Origin of the sequence: Chryseosolibacter histidinae (genome assembly GCF_018598225.1) — a bacterium.
Taxonomy (GTDB): domain Bacteria; phylum Bacteroidota; class Bacteroidia; order Cytophagales; family Cyclobacteriaceae; genus Chryseosolibacter; species Chryseosolibacter histidini.
The window spans coordinates 24,344-43,498 of record NZ_JAHESF010000025.1 but is presented as its reverse complement, the minus strand read 5'-3'; the positions used below and the strand labels follow the sequence as shown (position 1 = coordinate 43,498).

The window sequence follows — 19,155 nt, the reverse complement described above, 5'->3', positions numbered from 1 at the left end:
ACTGGGTAGCTCTAAAACCGATTACTGAATACCGATCACCTGATTACTATTTTTCGCGTAGCGCTTTAACGTCAGCTTCCTTAATAGCGCTTGCCTTGTTGCCGAAGTTATTGCGTACGTATGTGAGCACGTCGGCGATCTCCTGGTCAGACAGGTAGTTCAGGGGTGGCATCACATTGTGATAGGTCTCGCCATCCACTTCGATCTCTTCATCCAGGCCTTTCAGCACAACGTTGATCAGCTGATTTTTATCACCCAGGGTCCATTTAGTTTTGATCAGGGGCGGATTCAGGTTCGGAACACCAGACCCATCCGCCTGGTGGCAGGCCAGACAGGTCGATTCATACACGGTCTTTCCTCTTTCAATAGATGCTTTGTCGGCCGACTGTGCCAGCACGGCAGCATGCACAGCGATGAACGCCACTACACTCACGATTTTCTTCATTGCTAAACTTTATTTTTTATAAACGATCTTCCAGATCCTTCCTTTTACAGAATCTGAAATGTATAAGGCACCATCAGGTCCCTGCGCCAGACCACACGGTCTGAATTTGGCATCGCGCGGCGACTGAACAACACCTGCCCCGGCAAATCCGTTGGCAAACACCTCATAATCCCCGGAAGGTTTTCCATCCTTTCCAAAAGGAACGAACACCACTTTGTAACCCTGCTGCTCCAGCGGCGCCCTGTTCCATGACCCATGGAAAGCAATGAACGCGCCATTTTTGTATTTGGAAGGAAACATCTTGCCGGTATAGAATAAAAGCCCATTCGGTGCCCAGTGCCCGGGAAATGCCATCACTGGCTGGTCTACACCTTCGCACCGGCCTTGCTTTTTGCTGTCGCCGCCATATTCAGGTGCCAGGATCTTCTTTTTCTGATACTGGTCGTAATAGCAATACGGCCAGCCGAAGTTCGATCCTTTTTTCACCATGAACAGCTCTTCTGCCGGAAGCTCAGCGCTCTGTTGCTCCGTATACATTTCAGGATAGAGCTGGAAGAACTGATCACGGCCGTGCTGCATCGCGTAAAGCTCATTGGCCTGCGCATTCCAGTCGAGGCCCACAACGTTGCGGATACCGGTAGCGTAGCGTGTACCTTCTGCGTAAGATTGGTTCAGCTTGTCTGCCCTGAACTGCCAGATGCCACCCGCTGTCTCCAGGATGGGGCATGGATCCTGGCCCGGAGAACCTTTGCTGCGATCCTGTTCCTGGCAGGCATTGGAAGGCGCACCGATGTTCACATAAATATTTCCGGCGTTGTCAAGCGCGATGGATTTGGTCTGGTGCTGACGGCCTTTCACCAAACCGGTAACAATGATCTCGGGTTTATCCGTATTCTCAACCTCCCCTTTCTTATTGAGCTTATAGCGGAACACCTGGTCATCGGATGAAGCGTACAAATATCCGTTCTTGATGGCGATACCAGTGCCGGCATAATCACCAAAGCTTGAAGCGATCTCATATTGCCCGTCTTTGTTCGCATCGCGGAGGATCACAATACCTTTGGCGCCATCCTTCAGCTTGTCGAGCTTGACGTAGATATCGCCGTTGCTCTGAACCACGAGGTGGCGGTTGCGGCCCAGCTCAGGGATGATGGTGGTGGCCTGAAATCCCTGCGGCAACTGTAGCGAGACATCCTCCTGCGCAACAATAGGATCGCTCACCGGTGCGAAGCTGGCCAGCACAAATACGGCAAGCACCGCCCAGCATAATATTTTGTTTTGCATATCAATAATTATTTGTCTGTAAATTTAACAGGATGTGTTTTTGTAAACGTGAACTCATTTAATAGTGAGTGCAAAATACCAAATCGCCGTTGAAGAGAAAGACCTGTCAGGCGCTTCTGCGGATCTTCAGAGACGATTTTCTCACTACCAGCTCCGGGCTCAGTACGATCTTTTTTGGGATGAATTTTTCGATGGGCGATGCCTTGATCTCTTCCAGGAACATTTCCGAAGCGATGTTGCCCATACGTTTGGTGTGCTGATCGATGGAGGTGAGCGGAGGATCGGAGAACATGGTAAACGGCTCGTTGCTGAAGCCCACCAGTGCAATGCGCTCTGGCACGGCGATGTCTTTCTCTTTTAACACCTGCAGGGCACCCATGGCACCCAGGTCGCTGGAAGAAAATACGGCGTCGGGTATTTCGGCCAGTTCCAGCAACTTCATCATGCTTTCACGGCCGTCCTGCAGCTGCAGGTTGCTGGCAACGACAAGACGTTCGTCATAGGCGATTCCATGATCTTCCAGCGCAGCCTTGTATCCTCTCAACCTTTCTTTATAGATGTTGATCTTCTGAAAATTGGTGAAGTGTGCAATCCGCCGGCATCCCTGTTCGATCAGGTGCTCCACGGCTTTATAAGAGGCCAGGTAATCGTCAATCACAACATGGCTCACGCCGAGCTGATCGTTGGAGCGGTCGAACATGATGAGCGGAATACCTTTGTTCTTCACTTTCAAAAAGTGATCGAAGTTCTCGGTGCGTTTCGACAACGAAGCAATGATACCATCCACCCGCGAGCTGAGCAGGGCCTCGATGGCTGCCGCTTCCTTGTGCGGGTCTTCGTACGTCTGGCAGATCATCACCTGGTAGTTAGACTGGTTGGCCATCTCTTCTATACCTCTCACCACAGAGGCGAAAAAATTACGGTCGGCGGTCGGTACAATTACCCCGATGATGTGGCTGCGGCCTTTTCTCAGGGCGGCGGCAATGCGGTGGGGCTGATAGCTGAGCTTCTTGGCCATGTTGAGCACGGCCTTCTTGGTGCTGTCACTGATGCGGGGGTGATCGTTGAGCGCTCTTGAAACCGTGGACGCAGTTATGTTCAGCTCACGGGCGATATCATGTACGGTTGGTCGATCCTTTTTCATAGTCTGTGTTGAATTCGGGGGTTTCAAACACCTGCATGAAAAGTAGGCAGTAGGAGACAACAGCAGGTAAAGGAACTGGCTTCGATGTAAAGCCTTCCTCCCGATTGGCATCGGGACCTACTTCGTATCCCGATGGGAATCGGGATGTACCTCGTACCTTCAAGAACTGAGGTGGCGCTCCTCATTCCTGCAAGCTATGGATGCAAGTTACACCATTTTCAAACTACCTGCGACATGGGGAAAACTTTAGTTGAAATAAAGTGATGCCGTTTCAGGGTTAGGCTATAAAAATCCGTCGTTGTATATTAACGGATCATTGTATCGTAATCTCATGAAGCTCAAATCCTGTTCACTTCTTTGCATCCTCATTTCGTGTGTGTCATTGTCTTACGGCCAGCAGAAGCTGCAGGTAAAGATCAGCAACAAACTGGCTGCCGATCGTCGCGCCGAAAGTGTTACCATTCCACTGACATCGTTGCGTTCACTGGCCGGCAAACCGTTTCAGGTAACGGACAACGGCAAAGTGCTCGTGCAACAGCTGATCGATAACAACGACGACGGAAAAGCTGACGAGCTCCTCTTCCAGGTTGACATCCGTGGCAAGGAGGAAAAAACAGTGACCATCGAGACAACAACCGCTCAGGCGCCGCCACCAGTTTCGGCTACTTTCTCACGGCTTGTTCCCGAACGTATCGACGACTATGCCTGGGAGAATGATCTTGTGGCCTTCCGCACCTACGGTCCCAAGGCGCAACAGATCGTTGACGAAGGTAAACCCGGCGGAACACTTTCCAGTGGCATGGATTGCTGGCTGAAACGGGTGGATTATCTGATCATCGATAAATGGTACAAAAAAAGTGAAACCGGCGGCTCGTACCACAAAGACAATGGCGAAGGCCTCGACAATTACCATGTTGGCGCCAGCAGAGGATGCGGTGGGATCGGCGTGTGGGTGAAAGACTCACTCTACGTATCGAAGAATTTTGTATCGTACAAAACCATTGCCACCGGACCGATCCGCACCGTTTTCGAGCTCACCTATGCACCATGGACTGCCAACGGTGCAACAGTCAAGGAAAAGAAAAGGATCTCCCTCGATGCAGGAAGCCAGCTTACGCGATATGAAGTTACACTTGAAAGCAGCGCTCCGCTACCGAACTGCACCGCCGGCATCACACTCCATGATAAAGCAGGTGTAACAAGCGGGAATGATTCAGAAGGTTGGTTCAGCTATTGGGAACCACTTGACGACTCAGAGCTGGGAACAGGCATCGTTGCGGCGAGCAAAGACGTGATCTCCCACCTCGACTATCGCACGCCCAAAAAAGACCTGAGCCAGCTTTACGTAATGCTGAAACCAGCGAAGAACAAAGTGGTATACTACGCAGGCTTCGGCTGGAAAAAAGCCGGACGTTTCAACAATGCCACGGATTGGAATAAGTATCTGAAGGGTTTTGCAGAGAGACTCGGCTCGCCGTTGGAGGTGAAAGTTGTGAAATAGTTTAAAGTTAGAAGTTTCAGGTTTCAGGTTTAAAGTTAGATTCGGTGTTTGTCAACTCAGCACCGATTCGAAAGCTCCAACTTTAAACTTTAAATTTTAAACTTTAAATTTTAAACCCAAAATACCCCTTCGCATTAAAGTAACACACATCCCTCACCATCTGCCCTATGCGTGGGAGATCGTCGGGGAGCTCGCCGGCGCGGATATCTTCTGCCAGCAGGTTGCAGAGGATGCGCCTGAAGTATTCGTGGCGCGGGAATGACAGGAAGCTCCTGGAATCCGTGACCATGCCTACGAAGCGTGAGAGCAGTCCCATGTTGGAGAGGGTGTTCATCTGCTTCTCCATACCATCTTTCTGATCGAGGAACCACCAGCCCGAACCGAACTGGATCTTGCCGGGAACGGAGCCATCGCTGAAGTTGCCTACCATGGTGGCAAACACTTCATTCTGCGACGGGTTGAGGTTATAGATGATCGTTTTAGCGAGCTGGTCTGTGCTGTCGAGGTGATCGAAGAACCGCGACATGTGTGTTGCCTGCGGGTAATCTCCTACCGAGTCGAAACCGGTATCAGCACCCAGCGCACGTTTCATACGCGTGTTGTTGTTGCGCATAGCGCCCAGGTGAAACTGCTGTGCCCACCGTTTCTCATGATAAAGCTTGCAGAGGTTGATGAGCACGGCACACCTGAGCTGCAATCTTTCTTCGGCGCCGAGGTTTTCGCCTGCGCGGATCTTTTTGAAGATGGCAGGGGCTGTTGCCAGTGATTGCGCATCAAAATAAAGCGATTCAAGTCCGTGATCAGACGCGCGGCATCCGAGGCTGTCGAAAAAAGCGATCCTTTTTTGCAGCGCCTGGATGAGGTCGTCAAAATTCTTGATAGCGGTCGAAGAAACTGTTGAAAGCTTGTCGAGGTAAGCGTTGTAGGCAACGGCATCTTCCGTTGCGTAAGCTTTGTCTGGCCTGAAGGTGGGGAACATTTTCAGCGCCGACCCGGAGCCTGCGAAACGCTGATGATGCTCGAGCGAATCGGTGGGGTCATCGGTGGTGCACACTACTTCAACATTCATTTTGGCCAGCAGGGCGTGCACGCTGAAGTCGTCCTGGTTCAGCATGGCGGAGCAATCGTCATAGATCTCCCGGGCACTTTTTTCATCGAGCAGCTTGCGTACCCCGAAATAATTTTTCAGCTCGAGGTGAGTCCAGTGATACAGGGGATTGCGCATGGTATAGGGTACGGTTTTCGCCCACGCCTGGAATTTCTCGAGCGGTGGTACCTGGCCCGTGCAGTATTTTTCAGGAACGCCGTTGATGCGCATCGCCCGCCATTTGTAGTGGTCACCCTCCAGCCACGCTTCCGTGATGTTGGTGAACTTACGGTTCGAAGCGATGTCTTCCGGTGAGAGATGATTGTGATAATCCACGATGGGCATGGGAGACGCATACTCCTCATAAAGCTGCACAGCGATATCATTGCTCAGCAGAAAATCGTCATCCAGAAAAACTTTCGCAGTTCCTATCATACCTTAAAAACTTTAAACCTTCCCTAAACTTTAAACTTTAAACCTTAAACTTTAAACTTATACGCCTCCGAAAGCCGTGAATCCTCCGTCGACGGGAACGTTGACACCGGTGACAAAAGCGGATGCATCGGAACAGAGCCACACCAATGTACCGATGAGCTCTTCGGGTTTTCCAAATCTTGCGAAGGGAGTCTGGTTGATGGCCGACTGGCCCCGGGCGGTAAACGTTCCATCGGGATTGGTGAGCAGCGTACGGTTTTGTTCCGTGAGGAAGAATCCCGGGGAGATGGCATTGACACGGATGCCTTCACCAAACTTCTTCGCCATTTCAACCGCCAGCCATCGCGTGAAATTTTCAACGGCAGCCTTGGCGGCGGAATATCCTACGACACGGGTAAGCGGTTTGTAAGAGGCCATGGAGGCGATGTTGATGATCACACCTTTTTTCTGTTTGGCCATATCTTCCGTGAACACCTGTGTGGGCAATACTGTACCCAGCAGGTTGAGATCCATTACTTGCTGAAATGCGTCGATGCTGAGATCGAAAAAGTTTTTGTCGGGAGGAATGACTGCTCCGGGCATATTTCCACCGGCGGCGTTAATGAGTATATCGATGCTGCCGAATGCTTTTTTAACCGCGTCCCTGGCGCTGACCAGCTGCTCGCGGTTGAGCACATCGGCTACGAGGGCGATCGCTTTTCCACCCGCAGCGTTTATCTCGGCTGCGAGCTTCTCTCCTACTTCTTTTCTTCTTCCCAGGATGGCCACTGACGCGCCGGCTTCCGCCACGCCTTTGGTCATGGATGTGCCGAGAACTCCCGTACCTCCGGTAATAATAACAGACTTGCCTTTAAGTGAAAAAAAGTCCATGCGCTTATGATTCGTTTACAAACAATAAAAAATCTGAATTGATCGGTGATGACTGAAGTGCGATTATAACGATCCTTCCTCTTTTAACCGACGGGTAATGCGATCAAATTTTTTCTGAAGATGCGCTTCGGATGAGTCACCGTTCAGCTGCGTGTTGCATTCATTTTGCACCAGGCTCCTGAAGAGATCGTATTCTTCTTTCATTCCGGGGTCTGACGAGAGCAGATCCTGAAGCATCATATCATCCTCCGGGGTGGATTCTCCCTTCAGGCACCGGGCCATCAGGGAATAGATTGCTGTAGAACTTATTATAACCGCCACGTACAAATGACGGCAAAAGGGAGCAATACCCCTACTGAAAGAACGGGAAATGGTAGTTTTGACTATAATTGACCACGCGGGTTATGATGAAACAGCCGGCGAAATCGACTTTCTGAGGTATTTCAGGGCTCTTCCCATCTGCGTATCGACGGTTTTGATGCTGATATTCAGGAGCTCTGCAATCTCTTTGTATTTCAGGTCCTGGTCGCGACTCATCAGAAAAATAGTGCGGCATTGTCTTGGAAGGCCTTGAATGGCGGCCTCTATACGCCCGTTCAATTCTTCATAAAACAGCGTTTCGTATGCAATCGATTGTTTGCACGGCACCGTTGCAGCGCTTTCGAGCATTGCATTCTTTTCGTGTTTCATTTTGCGCAAACAATCCAGCGATTTATTCCGGATGGAAGTGAGCAGATAGGCCCGGAACGACGAAGTGATCTGAATTTTTTTCCGGTTCTTCCAAAGATTGCAAAACACATCGTCAACGATTTCTTCCGCTAATTCGTGGCTTTTCACAACGTGACAGGCGTAGGTGCACAGCGACTTGTAATTATTTTTGAATATCTTTTCAAAGGAACTGTAATCGTCGTTGATGACCCGCTGGAACAACTCATCGAGGTTGTCGGATTGCAGGATCCGATGCGGTTGTATAGCTTGCGGCGGTAGAATTGTGGGTAGAGATTGTATCATTTTTGCGCAATCGATTGTTCAGTAATTCTACAACTTTTTTTAAAAAAAGCATTACCGTCTCTTGCATTATTGAAAACAATTTTTAAGGGAACGTTCCCGGGAACGGTCCCGGTTTTTAAGTATCTTTGATCTTTAATCAATCGTTTGAATGGCCACCGAATCCGTCACCATAAAAGATATCGCAAAGCTTCTGGGGATCTCAAAATCAACGGTTTCCCGTGCGCTTTCCGAACATTCTGATGTCAATCAGGAGACCCGCAGACGGGTACTGGAAATTGCACAAAAGCTCAACTACCAGCCCAACGTACTTGCGCTGAACCTCAAACAGCAGCGCACCCATACCCTGGGCGTGATCATCCCTGAAACAGTCAATCGCTTTTTCGCAAAAGCCATCGGCGGGATCCAAAAAATAGCGAACCTCGCCGGATATCACGTAATGATCTGCCAGTCGGATGAGTCGTATGTAGCCGAACGCAAAAATCTTCAGGGCCTTCTCGCCAGTCGCGTGGATGGCATCCTTGTTTCTGTCTCCAGCGAAACAGACCGCACCGATCACTTCGATATGCTGCTGCAGAAAAACGTACCGCTTGTCTTCTTCGACCGCATCCTTGAAGATGTAAAAGCATCGCAGGTCTACACCGACAACTATGAGATCTCGTTCGAAGGCACGGAACACCTCATCTCGCAGGGATGCAAACGTATTGCCATCGTAGCAGGTCCGCAGAATCTTTACAACTCACGTAACCGCCTCATGGGTTATATCGATGCGCTGAAGAAACACAACCTTCCCGTAAAAGATAACTACATCATTCATTCTTATTTCCGCGGTGGCAACGTAGAAGAATACACGCGCCACCTCATCAACCTTCCACAACGGCCCGATGCCATTTTCGCCATCAACGATTACGCCGCCATCGAGATGATGCACGTGATCAAAAAGAATGGACTCAGGGTGCCTGACGATATTGCTATCCTGGGATTCAACAATGAGGCTATCTGTCGTTTTGTAGAACCCGCGCTCAGCAGCATCGACCACTCTGCGTTCGACATGGGTACTGCCGCGGCCGAAATATTATTAAACAAGATCGAAACCGGAAATCTCGAACCTGAAAGGCGTATGATCAAAAGCAGGTTGGTGATAAGGGAGTCGACGCATGTGAGATCGGTTTAGTCGTCAGACCACTTTCTGCAAACCTGACAGTTTAGTCGTCAGACCACTTCCCGCAGGCCGCGCGCTTATCAGTGGTCGGACGACGAAAAAGGCCGGAGCCACCGGCCTTTATAACCCAAACTGAGCAGAAAGCATAAACTTTCTGATACTGCCTATAAGACGAAAATTCTTAACGTCTACCCTTACTGAAGCCAGCCGTCATTTTGCAGGTAAGGCTCACCGGTGATCACGCCGTCGATCTGCGCCTGCGGAATGGGACGGAGAAGATGTTTGGGCGCAACAATGTTCGGCGCTGCGTCTGGGTTGTCGGCTTTCACACGGGTCAGCAACTTACCCGTTCTTACCAGGTCCAGCCACCGCATATTCTCACCACACAATTCACGGGTACGCTCGTCCAGTATAAAATCAACAGTGAGGTCTGACGCCTGCACCTGCATCTTCAGGGGATCGCCCGTTGGATAAGCCGCCCGCGCACGAACTGCATTCACGTACTGTACCGCGTCTGCAGCTCTTCCGTCCATCAACAAGGCTTCTGCTGCGATCAGGTAGGTCTCTGCCAGGCGGTACACAATCACAGGGCGTATAGACGGGTTGTTGATGTCCACTCTTTTGGTATCGAAATATTTGACCACCGTAGGAAACAGCTCCAGCGTGTACTTGCTGGGGGGAACCAGCTTGTACCGTGTAGCTGCGATCTTGGCTGCGCTCACCTCATAACCCGGCATGTATACAGCTGTGTCGCCGAGGGCAAACTTCGCTTTGCCCAACTGCGATGCCGGGGCATAGCCGCTGTTGATCTCTGCCTGAGTCCATTTTGGAACACGGCTGTCGTTTGCCAGGTTGGAGATCCAGAGGGTTTGAAAGGTCTTGCTGTACCGTGTATCATTCACACGTTCCTGAAAAGCAACGTTCAGCAACCATGGTGTAGGACGCACCCGGCAATATGGACGACCATAGTCCATGCTGCGTTGCAACCCCGGGCTGTTTTGATACACGGGCACAAAAAGGTGATTCAACATATTATCGGGAGCGCTGCTGTTCTGCGCCTCACTGCCATTGTACGCCAGGTTGGTGGTATGCTGAACGGTCCACAATACTTCTGTGCTCCGCTCATTTCCTTCCTTATGTACCTGGCCGTAGTCCTGTAACATGCCAAGGCCGAGGGCAGCCCTGTCATTGATCAGTCCAACGGCAAGGGTATGCGCATTTTTGTAATCATCTGCCTGCGCTGCCTTAGACCCTGCCCGTGTCAGGTATACCTTGGCCAGCAAATGTCTTGCGGCAGCCGCTGAAGCTTTTCCCGGCAGCACATCTTTCGGCGCGGCCGGAAGGTTCGCAATCGCCGTCTGCAGGTCTTCAACAATAAAATCATATACTTCCGCTGCCGAATTTCGAACAGCCGAGGTTGTTGGAACAAGGTTGAAATTTCTGTTCAGCGTGATATCACCGAACAGCTGCACCAGGATGAAGTAATAGTTAGCCCTGAGAAACCGCGCCTCTGCCACCATGCTTGTTTTCTGCGCATCGCTGAGGTCAGTTATGTTGGCTGCATTATCCACCAGGCCATTGCACGTGTTGATGAAAATATAAGCTTGCTTCCAAACACCTGTCACCCGGCTATCATTGGTGGCGTAAGAGCTTCCGTAAATAGACATATCGCGACCGGCACCCGTCAGGTCTCTGCCATAGGTAAACTCGTCCGTACCTGGAACTGTGTTTAGAAAAAAATCCTGGTCACCCCAAAATCTGCGGCTACCGGCGTAGGCGGCGGCCAGTCCTAACTCAAAACCTTGCCGCGTCTTGAAGAAATCCGGGGCAATGACCGACTTGGGTTCTTCCGTCAGCTTATCATCACAACCGGTTGTGGCAAACGATGCTGCCAGGCCAACACACAGGTATATCAATATCTTTTTCATGTTTGCTTTGATTAAAATGTAGCGTTAAGTCCGAAAACAACGGAGTAGACAGCCGGTGTATCCACATCAACCTGCTGCTTGTTGGTGTCGCCATTCACGGCATCGGGATCCATGCCATTATATTTATTGACATAAGGAGAGAACAGTGTAAAGGCATCGTTCACGGTTCCATACACACGCAGCGACTTCATGCCCACTTTTGTGAGCAGTGATGGTGAAAGTGTATAGCCCAGGCTCAGGCTTCTGATCTTCAGGTAAGTGCCATCAAAATAACCCAGGGTTGAGTTGTACAACGGATTCGTGAATGCGTTGCTCGGCTTGGGATACCGGTTCTCGTGATTAGTGGGAGTCCAGTAAGGTGTGCGCAGGTTATTATAATTCCCCTGGTAAGTGTTGGCAAATCCACTGTTATGCATCCGGCTGATCATGGTGCCACCATATCTTCCTACAGCCACCACGGTAAAATCGAATCCCTTGTAGGCAAACCTGTTCGTGATGCCGCCCTGGAATTTAGGCTGACTGCTTCCCAGGATCATCCTGTCATCGGGTGTGATCCTTTGGTTGGGCAGCGGGTTTCCATCCGCGTCGTAATCAACGGAGGTATTGGCCACTTTGATGGTTCCAATAACGGAGGTACTACCTGTCACCGTAAGGCCCAGACTTTTAGCAAGGGCGGAGTCGGCTGGCGTGTTTTGCCATATGCCCACTTTCTTATAATCATAGATGGTACCGATAGGCTGCCCGATAAACCAGTTGTTTGAAATATCATCCTTGTCACCTGTATGCAGGGCTACAATTTTGCCGCGGTTAAAAGAAATATTGATGTCGGTGGTCCACATGAACTTGTCTCTTCCATCGCCCTGCCAGTTTACCGTGTTGAGCTGCAGCTCGATGCCTTTGTTCTCGGTTTTTCCAACGTTGGTCTTCACAGGCTTTTCTATTCCCGAGGTTGGTGGCAAGGTCATGTCCAGCAGCAGGTTGTCGGTCATTTGCTTGTAGGCTTCCACAGATCCCGTGATCCTGTTCTGCAGGATGCCGAAGTCCAGGCCAACATTGGCAGAGGTTGTATATTCCCATTCCAGCGCGTAGTTCGGTGCCGTGGTCGGATAAACACCTGTTACCATCAGGTCACCGAAGTTGTAACGAAGCGGCGAGAGCTCACCGAGTACCGTATACGGGTCAATGGCTGTATTTCCTACCCTGCCATAACTTGCCCTGAGCTTCAGGTTTGTAAACACTGGTGCATTCGCCATAAAGGATTCTTCGATCACGTTCCACCCAAGCGCAGCAGAAGGGAAAAGCTTGTATTTGTTTCCTTCCGCCAGCCGCGAAGATCCGTCAGAGCGCATGGTCAGAGTAAGCAGGTACTTGTCGTTGAAGCCGTAGTTCAACCGGCCCATGTACGAAATAATATCCCACTTCGTATAACTGCCTTCGCCCCTGAAGTTCTCACCAAGCTCCGGATTATAATACAGCATATAGTCAAGCGGGTTTCCGGTATTATTAAATTCATTGCCATTAGAAAGCGACTCCTGCAAGCTGTACAGGCCGGTAAAATTTATCTTGTGCCGCTGTGCCAGAACCTTGTCGTAGATCAGCAGGTTCTCCAACGTATAATTGTAGCTCGAGCTCGTCCTGTTGCTTGTTGTGTTGGGCTTTCCTAAATTTTTCGTTGTATACCTTCCGTAAAAATTGCCGTAGACATCTGATCTTATCTCAGCACCGGCGTTAAACCGATACTTGAGCCCGTCGATAAGTTTAGCTTCGAGGTAGGCAGTGGTAAAGGTTCCGTTTCTTCTGCGGTTCTCCACCACGGCATCTTTCACAAAATCGGCAAGCGGGTTCCACACCTGGTTATTGCTTCCCGGCAGAAACTCCTGTGCCGTTGTACCCCACAATACACCTTGCGGATTATACGGTGTTGCCAAAGGGCTGGCACGCAGCACCTGTCCCATCGGATTCATGCCTTCGCCCTGCCGCAGTGAAAAATTATTCAAAGAGCTGATCCCGATCTTGAAACGATCGCCCAAGACCTGATCGACGCTTAGTTTCAACGTGGTGCGCTGAAATGCCTGAACGGGATAAATGCCGGTTTCCTTAAAGTATCCTGCAGAAACAGCGTACTGCGTTTTCTCAGACCCCCCTGAGATCCCCACCTGGTGATTGGTGCGGACACCTGTTTTGTAGATGAGGTCCTGCCAGTCGGTGCTTCGTCCCAATTGAATGGATTCAAGTTCCTGTGATTCAAATGCATTCAGCAAAGCGGGGTCATCAAGGCCGGTGTATTTTCCGGGCTCGCCGTTGATACGCGACCACTTCCTGAACTCGGCAAACTCCTCACCATTCATGACATCAAATTTCCGGAGGGGTTTGGTATAACCAACGTAGCCGCTGTAGGTGATCACCGGCGCTGAGTTTGTCTTTCCGCGTCTGGTGGTAACCAGTATAACGCCGTTAGCACCTCTCGATCCATAGATAGCAGTGGAAGAAGCATCTTTCAAAACTTCCATAGAGACCACATCGTCAGGGTTGAGGTCGCTGATGTTTCCGTTATAAGGAATACCGTCTACAATGAACAAGGGAGAGTTTCCTGCAGACAGCGATCTCATGCCGCGAATGCGGATGACCGGGTTCGCGCCCGGCTTGCTGTCGCCTCCGTCTTTCTGAATATCGATGCCAGCACCTCTTCCCTGGAGAGCCTGCGCCAGGCTCGTTACCGGAACATCGCGCAAGGCTTGCTCATTAACAGAAACGATGGCGCCCGTCACATCCGATTTCTTCTGGCTTCCATATCCGACAACAACTACCTCATTCAACGCAAGAACATCAGACTGCAACGTAATATCAATGCGGGTTCTGCCGCTGATAGCCTGTTCCTGGGTTGTGTAACCAATAAATGAAAACACAAGGGTACCGGAAGCATTCTCACTCGTCAGGTTGAGCGCATAGTTTCCGTCTGCATCCGTGGTGGTTCCCTGAGAAGTTCCCTTGACGATAACATTCACGCCGGGCATGCCCAGGCCGGCTTCATCGCTCACCTTCCCGGCAACATTCACGGTCTGAAATACAGCCGTACCGTTGCGATTCGCTTCGCGTATCTCCACCGGAGATGATCGTTCATGTGAATAAGCGTGTGACAAAAAAAAGCACAGCACTATCCACAACAAGAGTGGAAGAACTTGTCTCATAGTTTTAAGGTTTTGATATATAATTTTCTGACGCGAAACAAATCACGTTACCCTACACCTATGAAGCGCTTTGAAAGTTAAAATGTGATGAAAGGAAATTTTAAATCAGTTGCACCTGGTAACACATCAGGTTGCATGTCTATTGCGCAGAAAAGGTGCAATTGCACAGGCGTGTGATCATATGACGTTCGTCACCACAATGTATGCGCAACGAAGATCAATTGCGTTTCCACATCGTTCCGGCTACTGGTTTTTCAAGGAATTGTTTTGCCAGTGCACGCTGATAGGATTGTTGCAGCGAGTCCGGAAAAGATTTCGGATTGACGATCTTGAACCCAGCCGGTATCTCAGCAGATGACTGCCGGTACAAAAAATTGTGCTCCATGCGCAGGTTCTTCAACGTATCGGCCAATACCACCACTTTGTTGCCGTTCAGCACATGGTTGTCACGGATCTCGCAATCCAGAGGAACGAGGTAACGGTCTTCTCTTTTACCGATGCCCAGCGCCAAAGCTTCTTCACAATTCACGATGCTGTTGCCGAACACCTGCGCGCGCTTCACCTGGTAATATCCATTGAGGGGTGAATTGGGCATACCATCGATGATGCTGATCGCGGCGCTTACACCGGTGCCCTTCAGATCATAGAAACGATTGTTGTAAACACGATGACGTTCACCGATGATGCGGATACCGCCTGTGTTCTTAACATTGTTGCCGATAAACGTATTGCCATAGACGATGGCGTCGTTGCCATGCCGCAGGGTCAGTGTGCCCTGGCTTTCGAAGAAGGTATTATGTCGCAGTGTATTGTGACATGATTTATTAGAGATGATCTCCAGCTCGCCGTCACAATGTTCGAAGAGATTATACTCAACGGTGGTATATGAATCGTAAAGTGACCATGTGCTCGTCCCGATGCGGATGGTCTCGCCGCCGTTCACACCTAAATTCTGACGGGGACCAAAGTGATTATGATCGATGCGGTGATAGTTCGGCTTCTCGCTCAGCCACACCACGAGCGTAGGGCCGTGATTGGTCTTGTTCTCAAAATAGCAATGGTCTACCCGGTGATGTGATCCGTGCATAGACATGTACTGAGTAGTGAATGTCTTGTCGGCAGGGTTACAGCTCACCACTGCTGTGTTTGTAACTCTGCACCATGAGCTGCTGTCACGCAAATCGATCACTGGCTCTTTACCCGGATCGCCATTCACAAAATACAAGCCATCAACCACCAGCCACTTTCCTTCGATGCGAAGCGTGGAGCTGCCGGTAAGCCTCACTTGCCCCGCCACCGCTGCCGTCAGTACAATCGGTGATTTTTCTGTGCCATTGCCTTTGAGCTCAAGCTTCTGGTCTGTCCATGTGCCTGCTTTCAGCACAACGGTGTCGCCAGGCTGCAACCTGATCGCTTTTAATTCGCTGGCTGAACTGATAAAATACTTCTTAGGGGCAGGTGACGTGAGGCAGACAAGCGCCAATAAACTGTATTGCAGTAACGTAGTGATCATAGAGATATCTTTTCAGTATTAAACTTTTTTAATGTTCCCAGGCTTTGATGGATGCGAAATATTCTCCTTTCATCAGCAGCTTTGACACAGGACCCGGAAGATGCAGGTGGCATGGCCAGGTATTGGTAAGCTTGCTCATGATCCGGTCATTTGAAAATACGATCTCGTTGTTCAGCCTGACGATCTCTTCTGCAAACAGTGCCGCGATTCTCGGATCATCTCCAACCCTGAAATCAATCTGATCGATCCGTTCAACCGGTATGGATGTATTAAAAAACATTTCACAATTATGGTCTATCGCAATCGTGTCCTGGTTCTCGAGATAAACATGATGCCAGTAATACTGGTTGCTCCAATTATACACCGGATCGTATGCCGGTGAAAAAGTTGGATATGTTTCGTACAAGTCAACCAGATAGCCAACTTCACCAATGAAGGCTCCGCTGTTCAGATACCTGAAGTGTTTTCCCGGCTCCGGATACCTTTCTGCGAGATCACTGAATGGCCAGCAATTGATCTCTGCCGAAAACACCAGGGGCGTGCCGAAGCTCCTGAATTTTTCCATGATCTCCTTTTCACCGGATAAAAAAGCGGTGTCATGGGCATCGGTAAACAGAACGATCTCCTTTTGCGGCCTGTCTTTCAGGTACTGGTACAAAACAACATCCTTGATCCTGTGTGTTGTATATCGGTCTTCATATTTCAACACCGTCAGGTCCAGATCATGATACGCACAGGAAGGCTGCAGGTATTCCTTAAAACCTTTCTGGTTTGCGTTGGTGATCAGCGTCACAACCCTCATAAAGCAACTATCGACTAAAATGACCTGCGAATATCTGAAGAAAGCTGCGCTTCATCAGGTTATTATCACAGATACTTTGGAGGAAGTCAGATTTTGCTTACAAATGAAAAATTTCAGGTTATGATCTATTCAATTCCTATCCATCAATGTCTAGTGGTCCCACAGGTCTTGCTCCTCATCAGCAGCACGTTATCTCAGCAACGCAGTCGCACACCAGAGCACAGGCGCCTGGCCATGCATGTCGCCTTTGATCCGCTCACGGTCCAGGTAATACTGACGGTCGTTCTTCTTATTGGTTCCCTGGCACACCTCCCGGATGTCTGCATTCTCATCAAGGTAAGAGATCAACGCCAGCCATGCTTTGCGCGCCGCGGGACCATACGTTTCTTTTTCAAGCCAGCCGTTCTTCACACCCGTGATCATGGCAAAAGTGAACATGCCGGTAGACGAGGTTTCAGGCCATGACTCAGGATCGTCGATCAGCTGCCGCCACATGCCACTCTCGGCCTGGTACTTCAGCAGCGACGCCATCATCTTTTTATAACCTTCCATAATGCGTGGCCTGTGAGGATTGTTCTCGGGCAAAGAGCGAAGCAGCTCTGCTGTTCCTACGGCCATCCAACCATCGCCACGTCCCCAGAAGAACGGAACATCAGGTGCATGATAAAAAAGACCGTTCTCACGTTGCAGCGAATCGAGGTACACCACCATTTCCTTCGCGGCACGCTCGATGTATTTTTTGTCGCCGGTAGCACGGTATGCCTGTGCCTGTACCGCGGTGATCATGAACATATCGTCGATCCACAGGCGTGTCTGCCAGGTGAGCCCCATGTTATGGAACACGTGCGACTCAGGTTTTACACGAGGGCCTTCGGGAGGTCCCCATTGTTTGTCGGCAAAGTTCAAACCCATGTCGAGGTATTTCTTCTCTTTGGTCTGCATGTAAAGCTCCAGCGGAATGGAGCCGAACACCGTGTGGTCAACGTGATCGGGCAGCGGCACCATGCTGGCCTCGGTGGTCCAGAAGGGTTCAAAGCGCTGCACGAGCTGGTCGCGAAGTTTCTTATCCTTGCTTTCTTTGGCGAAGGTGAGTGCTCCGTACCAGGTACAAACTTCGGGATACGTAATGGTTTTCGGCGGCGTGGGCCTTCCAAAGTTCGGATGAGGAGTGGCGATAAAACGTGCGGCCACACGCTGACCAACTTCCAGGGGCGACGCTCCCTTCGGCCACTGCTTCAGGTCCGCATCATTTTTCTTCGACTGGCCCAAGCAGAAGCCTGCACTAACAATCAGCAGGAAAAACAGGTGATATTTTTTCATACGTTTTCGGTTTAATAGGATGAGCTCCGTTGAAATCATTTCCCGCGGATTCCGCAGATAGGCGCAGATTAAAAAATATCTTATCTGCGTACATCAGCCATCCCGATAGCTATCGGGACTGCGGGACTGGGTTTTAATTCCATTGACGGATCTCATGTTCAGAGACGATAAAACCACACTGTATTCACTACAACGTCTGCAAATAAATGTGATCAAGTCTCGCTTCAGTTATTTATTGGATGGACTTGTAACTGGTCTTCTCCAATTTATCTTTTCTCAACAGTGCTTCCAGGAAATAATAGTCTGCGTAAGAAAGGGGCACATCTACTTCGCTGTTGGCGGGTTTGGATCCGGTGCTGTGCAACAGGATAAATCCTTTGCTGCCGCCAACGGGTGAAGCATAATTTTTGGAAAGGTTCTGCACGATGGTGTTGGCTTTGGCGCGATAGTCTTTTGCATTGGGGCTGTACAGACTCAGCTCATACAAACCTGAAGCGATCACGGCTGCTGCCGACACGTCACGCGGCTCATTCGGAATTCCGGGTGCATCGTAATCCCAGTAAGGGATCAGGTCTGCCGGCATGTGCGGATGCGAGAATATGTACTTGGCGATCTTCTCGGCTTGTTCCAGAAATGCCTTGTCTTTCGTCTCGCGATAACACATGGTGAAGCCATACAATCCCCACGCCTGTCCTCTCGACCACGCCGACTCATGGGCATAACCCTGGTGTGTGTTCTTCTTCAATACCTTGCCTGTCAGCGTGTCGTACTCGATCACATGGTACGAGCTGTTATCAGCCCGGTAATGATTCTTCATCGTGGTCTTTGCGTGGCTTACCGCGATCTTATAAAATGAAGAATCGCCTGTTGATCTCGTGGCGAAGAACAACAATTCGAGGTTCATCATATTGTCGATGATCACCGGGTAGCTCCACTTGTCGCGGCTGTGGTCCCATGAGCGCAACACACCTGTGATCGGCCTGAACCTTGTGCTCAGTGTTTTAGCGGACTGCACCAGGACGTCGTTGTACGTAGCATCTTTTGTAAGGCGGTAGCCGTTGCCATAGCTGCAATACATTTTAAAGCCCATGTCGTGGGTTTTACCATTCCATTTTTCCTGCTCCATGGCTGCAGTGAATTTCTTCGCTTCATCAAGCCACTCTTTTTTCCCGGTGTATTCGTACAGGTACCAGAGTACGCCAGAGAAAAACCCGCTGGTCCAGTCGCGTGAAGGCACCACCACGAGGTCACCGTCCTTCAGCGTGCGCGGTGCCACCGGCATGGGGTTTTTGCTCTCCGCTTTGGCGGCCTGAAGTTTGATCGCCACTTCTTTTAACATCACCAGTGTTTGCTTTGCCGCATGATCAAATGCCTGCCTCACCACATCGTCCTTCTTCAGCATGGCTGAACAGGAGATCACGATGATCACACCTGCAATAATTTTCATTCTCATGGTCGGTACTGTTTT

The 19,155-nt window shown here is 50.1% G+C and carries 15 protein-coding genes; 2 read left to right on the top strand and 13 right to left on the bottom strand.

Features of this window, described 5'->3' with window-relative positions; translation table 11 throughout:
* Positions 1–46 precede the first annotated feature (46 nt).
* The 3 genes from KK083_RS21145 to KK083_RS21135 all read right to left on the bottom strand — a co-directional run bounded on the left by KK083_RS21145 (position 47) and on the right by KK083_RS21135 (position 2,873).
* Positions 47–445, bottom strand: a complete 399-nt coding sequence (locus KK083_RS21145; protein ID WP_254167341.1) for a c-type cytochrome — start codon at positions 443–445, stop codon at positions 47–49.
* A gap of 9 nt (positions 446–454) precedes the next feature.
* Complete coding sequence (locus KK083_RS21140; RefSeq protein WP_254167340.1) at positions 455–1,729, bottom strand: PQQ-dependent sugar dehydrogenase; 1,275 nt, start codon at positions 1,727–1,729, stop codon at positions 455–457.
* Between the two features lie 106 nt (positions 1,730–1,835).
* Positions 1,836–2,873 (bottom strand): LacI family DNA-binding transcriptional regulator, encoded by a 1,038-nt coding sequence (locus tag KK083_RS21135; protein ID WP_254167339.1) that lies wholly within the window; start codon positions 2,871–2,873, stop codon positions 1,836–1,838.
* Between the two features lie 331 nt (positions 2,874–3,204).
* On the opposite strand from KK083_RS21135, the gene KK083_RS21130 reads away from it, so the two are divergent.
* On the top strand, positions 3,205–4,374 hold the full coding sequence (locus KK083_RS21130) for a BT3233 family polysaccharide utilization protein (RefSeq protein WP_254167338.1): 1,170 nt from the start codon (positions 3,205–3,207) through the stop codon (positions 4,372–4,374).
* A 103-nt stretch (positions 4,375–4,477) separates the two neighbouring features.
* Here the strand turns inward: KK083_RS21130 and uxaC are convergent, their stop codons facing one another.
* From uxaC to KK083_RS21110, 4 genes are all read right to left on the bottom strand, one after another.
* Positions 4,478–5,896, bottom strand: coding sequence for a glucuronate isomerase (uxaC, locus tag KK083_RS21125; protein WP_254167337.1), 1,419 nt, complete (start codon positions 5,894–5,896; stop codon positions 4,478–4,480).
* A 57-nt stretch (positions 5,897–5,953) separates the two neighbouring features.
* Positions 5,954–6,766 (bottom strand): SDR family oxidoreductase, encoded by an 813-nt coding sequence (locus KK083_RS21120; RefSeq protein ID WP_254167335.1) that lies wholly within the window; start codon positions 6,764–6,766, stop codon positions 5,954–5,956.
* Between the two features lie 63 nt (positions 6,767–6,829).
* Positions 6,830–7,048 (bottom strand): hypothetical protein, encoded by a 219-nt coding sequence (locus tag KK083_RS21115; RefSeq protein WP_254167333.1) that lies wholly within the window; start codon positions 7,046–7,048, stop codon positions 6,830–6,832.
* A 120-nt stretch (positions 7,049–7,168) separates the two neighbouring features.
* Positions 7,169–7,777, bottom strand: coding sequence for an RNA polymerase sigma-70 factor (locus KK083_RS21110; protein ID WP_254167332.1), 609 nt, complete (start codon positions 7,775–7,777; stop codon positions 7,169–7,171).
* 148 nt (positions 7,778–7,925) lie between these two features.
* On the opposite strand from KK083_RS21110, the gene KK083_RS21105 reads away from it, so the two are divergent.
* On the top strand, positions 7,926–8,948 hold the full coding sequence (locus KK083_RS21105) for a LacI family DNA-binding transcriptional regulator (protein ID WP_254167331.1): 1,023 nt from the start codon (positions 7,926–7,928) through the stop codon (positions 8,946–8,948).
* Between the two features lie 182 nt (positions 8,949–9,130).
* Here KK083_RS21105 and KK083_RS21100 read toward each other — a convergent pair whose 3' ends face one another.
* From KK083_RS21100 to KK083_RS21075, 6 genes are all read right to left on the bottom strand, one after another.
* On the bottom strand, positions 9,131–10,864 hold the full coding sequence (locus KK083_RS21100; RefSeq protein WP_254167330.1) for a RagB/SusD family nutrient uptake outer membrane protein: 1,734 nt from the start codon (positions 10,862–10,864) through the stop codon (positions 9,131–9,133).
* A gap of 11 nt (positions 10,865–10,875) precedes the next feature.
* Positions 10,876–14,052 carry a SusC/RagA family TonB-linked outer membrane protein gene (locus tag KK083_RS21095; RefSeq protein ID WP_254167329.1) on the bottom strand — a complete coding sequence of 1,059 codons (3,177 nt, stop codon included), beginning with the start codon at positions 14,050–14,052 and terminating at the stop codon, positions 10,876–10,878.
* A 217-nt stretch (positions 14,053–14,269) separates the two neighbouring features.
* On the bottom strand, positions 14,270–15,565 hold the full coding sequence (locus KK083_RS21090) for a polysaccharide lyase 6 family protein (RefSeq protein ID WP_254167328.1): 1,296 nt from the start codon (positions 15,563–15,565) through the stop codon (positions 14,270–14,272).
* A gap of 28 nt (positions 15,566–15,593) precedes the next feature.
* Positions 15,594–16,367 (bottom strand): glycosyltransferase domain-containing protein, encoded by a 774-nt coding sequence (locus tag KK083_RS21085; RefSeq protein WP_254167327.1) that lies wholly within the window; start codon positions 16,365–16,367, stop codon positions 15,594–15,596.
* Between the two features lie 189 nt (positions 16,368–16,556).
* Positions 16,557–17,687: a glycoside hydrolase family 88/105 protein gene (locus KK083_RS21080; protein ID WP_254167325.1), complete on the bottom strand. Its 1,131-nt coding sequence runs from the start codon at positions 17,685–17,687 to the stop codon at positions 16,557–16,559.
* 232 nt (positions 17,688–17,919) lie between these two features.
* Positions 17,920–19,140 carry a glycoside hydrolase family 88 protein gene (locus KK083_RS21075; protein WP_317195239.1) on the bottom strand — a complete coding sequence of 407 codons (1,221 nt, stop codon included), beginning with the start codon at positions 19,138–19,140 and terminating at the stop codon, positions 17,920–17,922.
* Positions 19,141–19,155 lie beyond the last annotated feature (15 nt).

What these genes read in the sequence shown, in the direction of transcription:
- KK083_RS21095 (WP_254167329.1), bottom strand. Translation starts at nt 14,052, where the DNA reads ATGAGACAAGTTCTTCCACTCTTGTTGTGGATAGTGCTGTGCTTTTTT.
- KK083_RS21115 (WP_254167333.1), bottom strand. Translation starts at nt 7,048, where the DNA reads ATGGCCCGGTGCCTGAAGGGAGAATCCACCCCGGAGGATGATATGATG.
- KK083_RS21130 (WP_254167338.1), top strand. Translation starts at nt 3,205, where the DNA reads ATGAAGCTCAAATCCTGTTCACTTCTTTGCATCCTCATTTCGTGTGTG.
- KK083_RS21080 (WP_254167325.1), bottom strand. Translation starts at nt 17,687, where the DNA reads ATGAAAAAATATCACCTGTTTTTCCTGCTGATTGTTAGTGCAGGCTTC.
- KK083_RS21120 (WP_254167335.1), bottom strand. Translation starts at nt 6,766, where the DNA reads ATGGACTTTTTTTCACTTAAAGGCAAGTCTGTTATTATTACCGGAGGT.
- KK083_RS21085 (WP_254167327.1), bottom strand. Translation starts at nt 16,367, where the DNA reads ATGAGGGTTGTGACGCTGATCACCAACGCAAACCAGAAAGGTTTTAAG.
- KK083_RS21110 (WP_254167332.1), bottom strand. Translation starts at nt 7,777, where the DNA reads ATGATACAATCTCTACCCACAATTCTACCGCCGCAAGCTATACAACCG.
- KK083_RS21140 (WP_254167340.1), bottom strand. Translation starts at nt 1,729, where the DNA reads ATGCAAAACAAAATATTATGCTGGGCGGTGCTTGCCGTATTTGTGCTG.
- KK083_RS21100 (WP_254167330.1), bottom strand. Translation starts at nt 10,864, where the DNA reads ATGAAAAAGATATTGATATACCTGTGTGTTGGCCTGGCAGCATCGTTT.
- KK083_RS21145 (WP_254167341.1), bottom strand. Translation starts at nt 445, where the DNA reads ATGAAGAAAATCGTGAGTGTAGTGGCGTTCATCGCTGTGCATGCTGCC.
- KK083_RS21075 (WP_317195239.1), bottom strand. Translation starts at nt 19,140, where the DNA reads ATGAGAATGAAAATTATTGCAGGTGTGATCATCGTGATCTCCTGTTCA.
- KK083_RS21105 (WP_254167331.1), top strand. Translation starts at nt 7,926, where the DNA reads ATGGCCACCGAATCCGTCACCATAAAAGATATCGCAAAGCTTCTGGGG.
- KK083_RS21090 (WP_254167328.1), bottom strand. Translation starts at nt 15,565, where the DNA reads ATGATCACTACGTTACTGCAATACAGTTTATTGGCGCTTGTCTGCCTC.
- uxaC (WP_254167337.1), bottom strand. Translation starts at nt 5,896, where the DNA reads ATGATAGGAACTGCGAAAGTTTTTCTGGATGACGATTTTCTGCTGAGC.
- KK083_RS21135 (WP_254167339.1), bottom strand. Translation starts at nt 2,873, where the DNA reads ATGAAAAAGGATCGACCAACCGTACATGATATCGCCCGTGAGCTGAAC.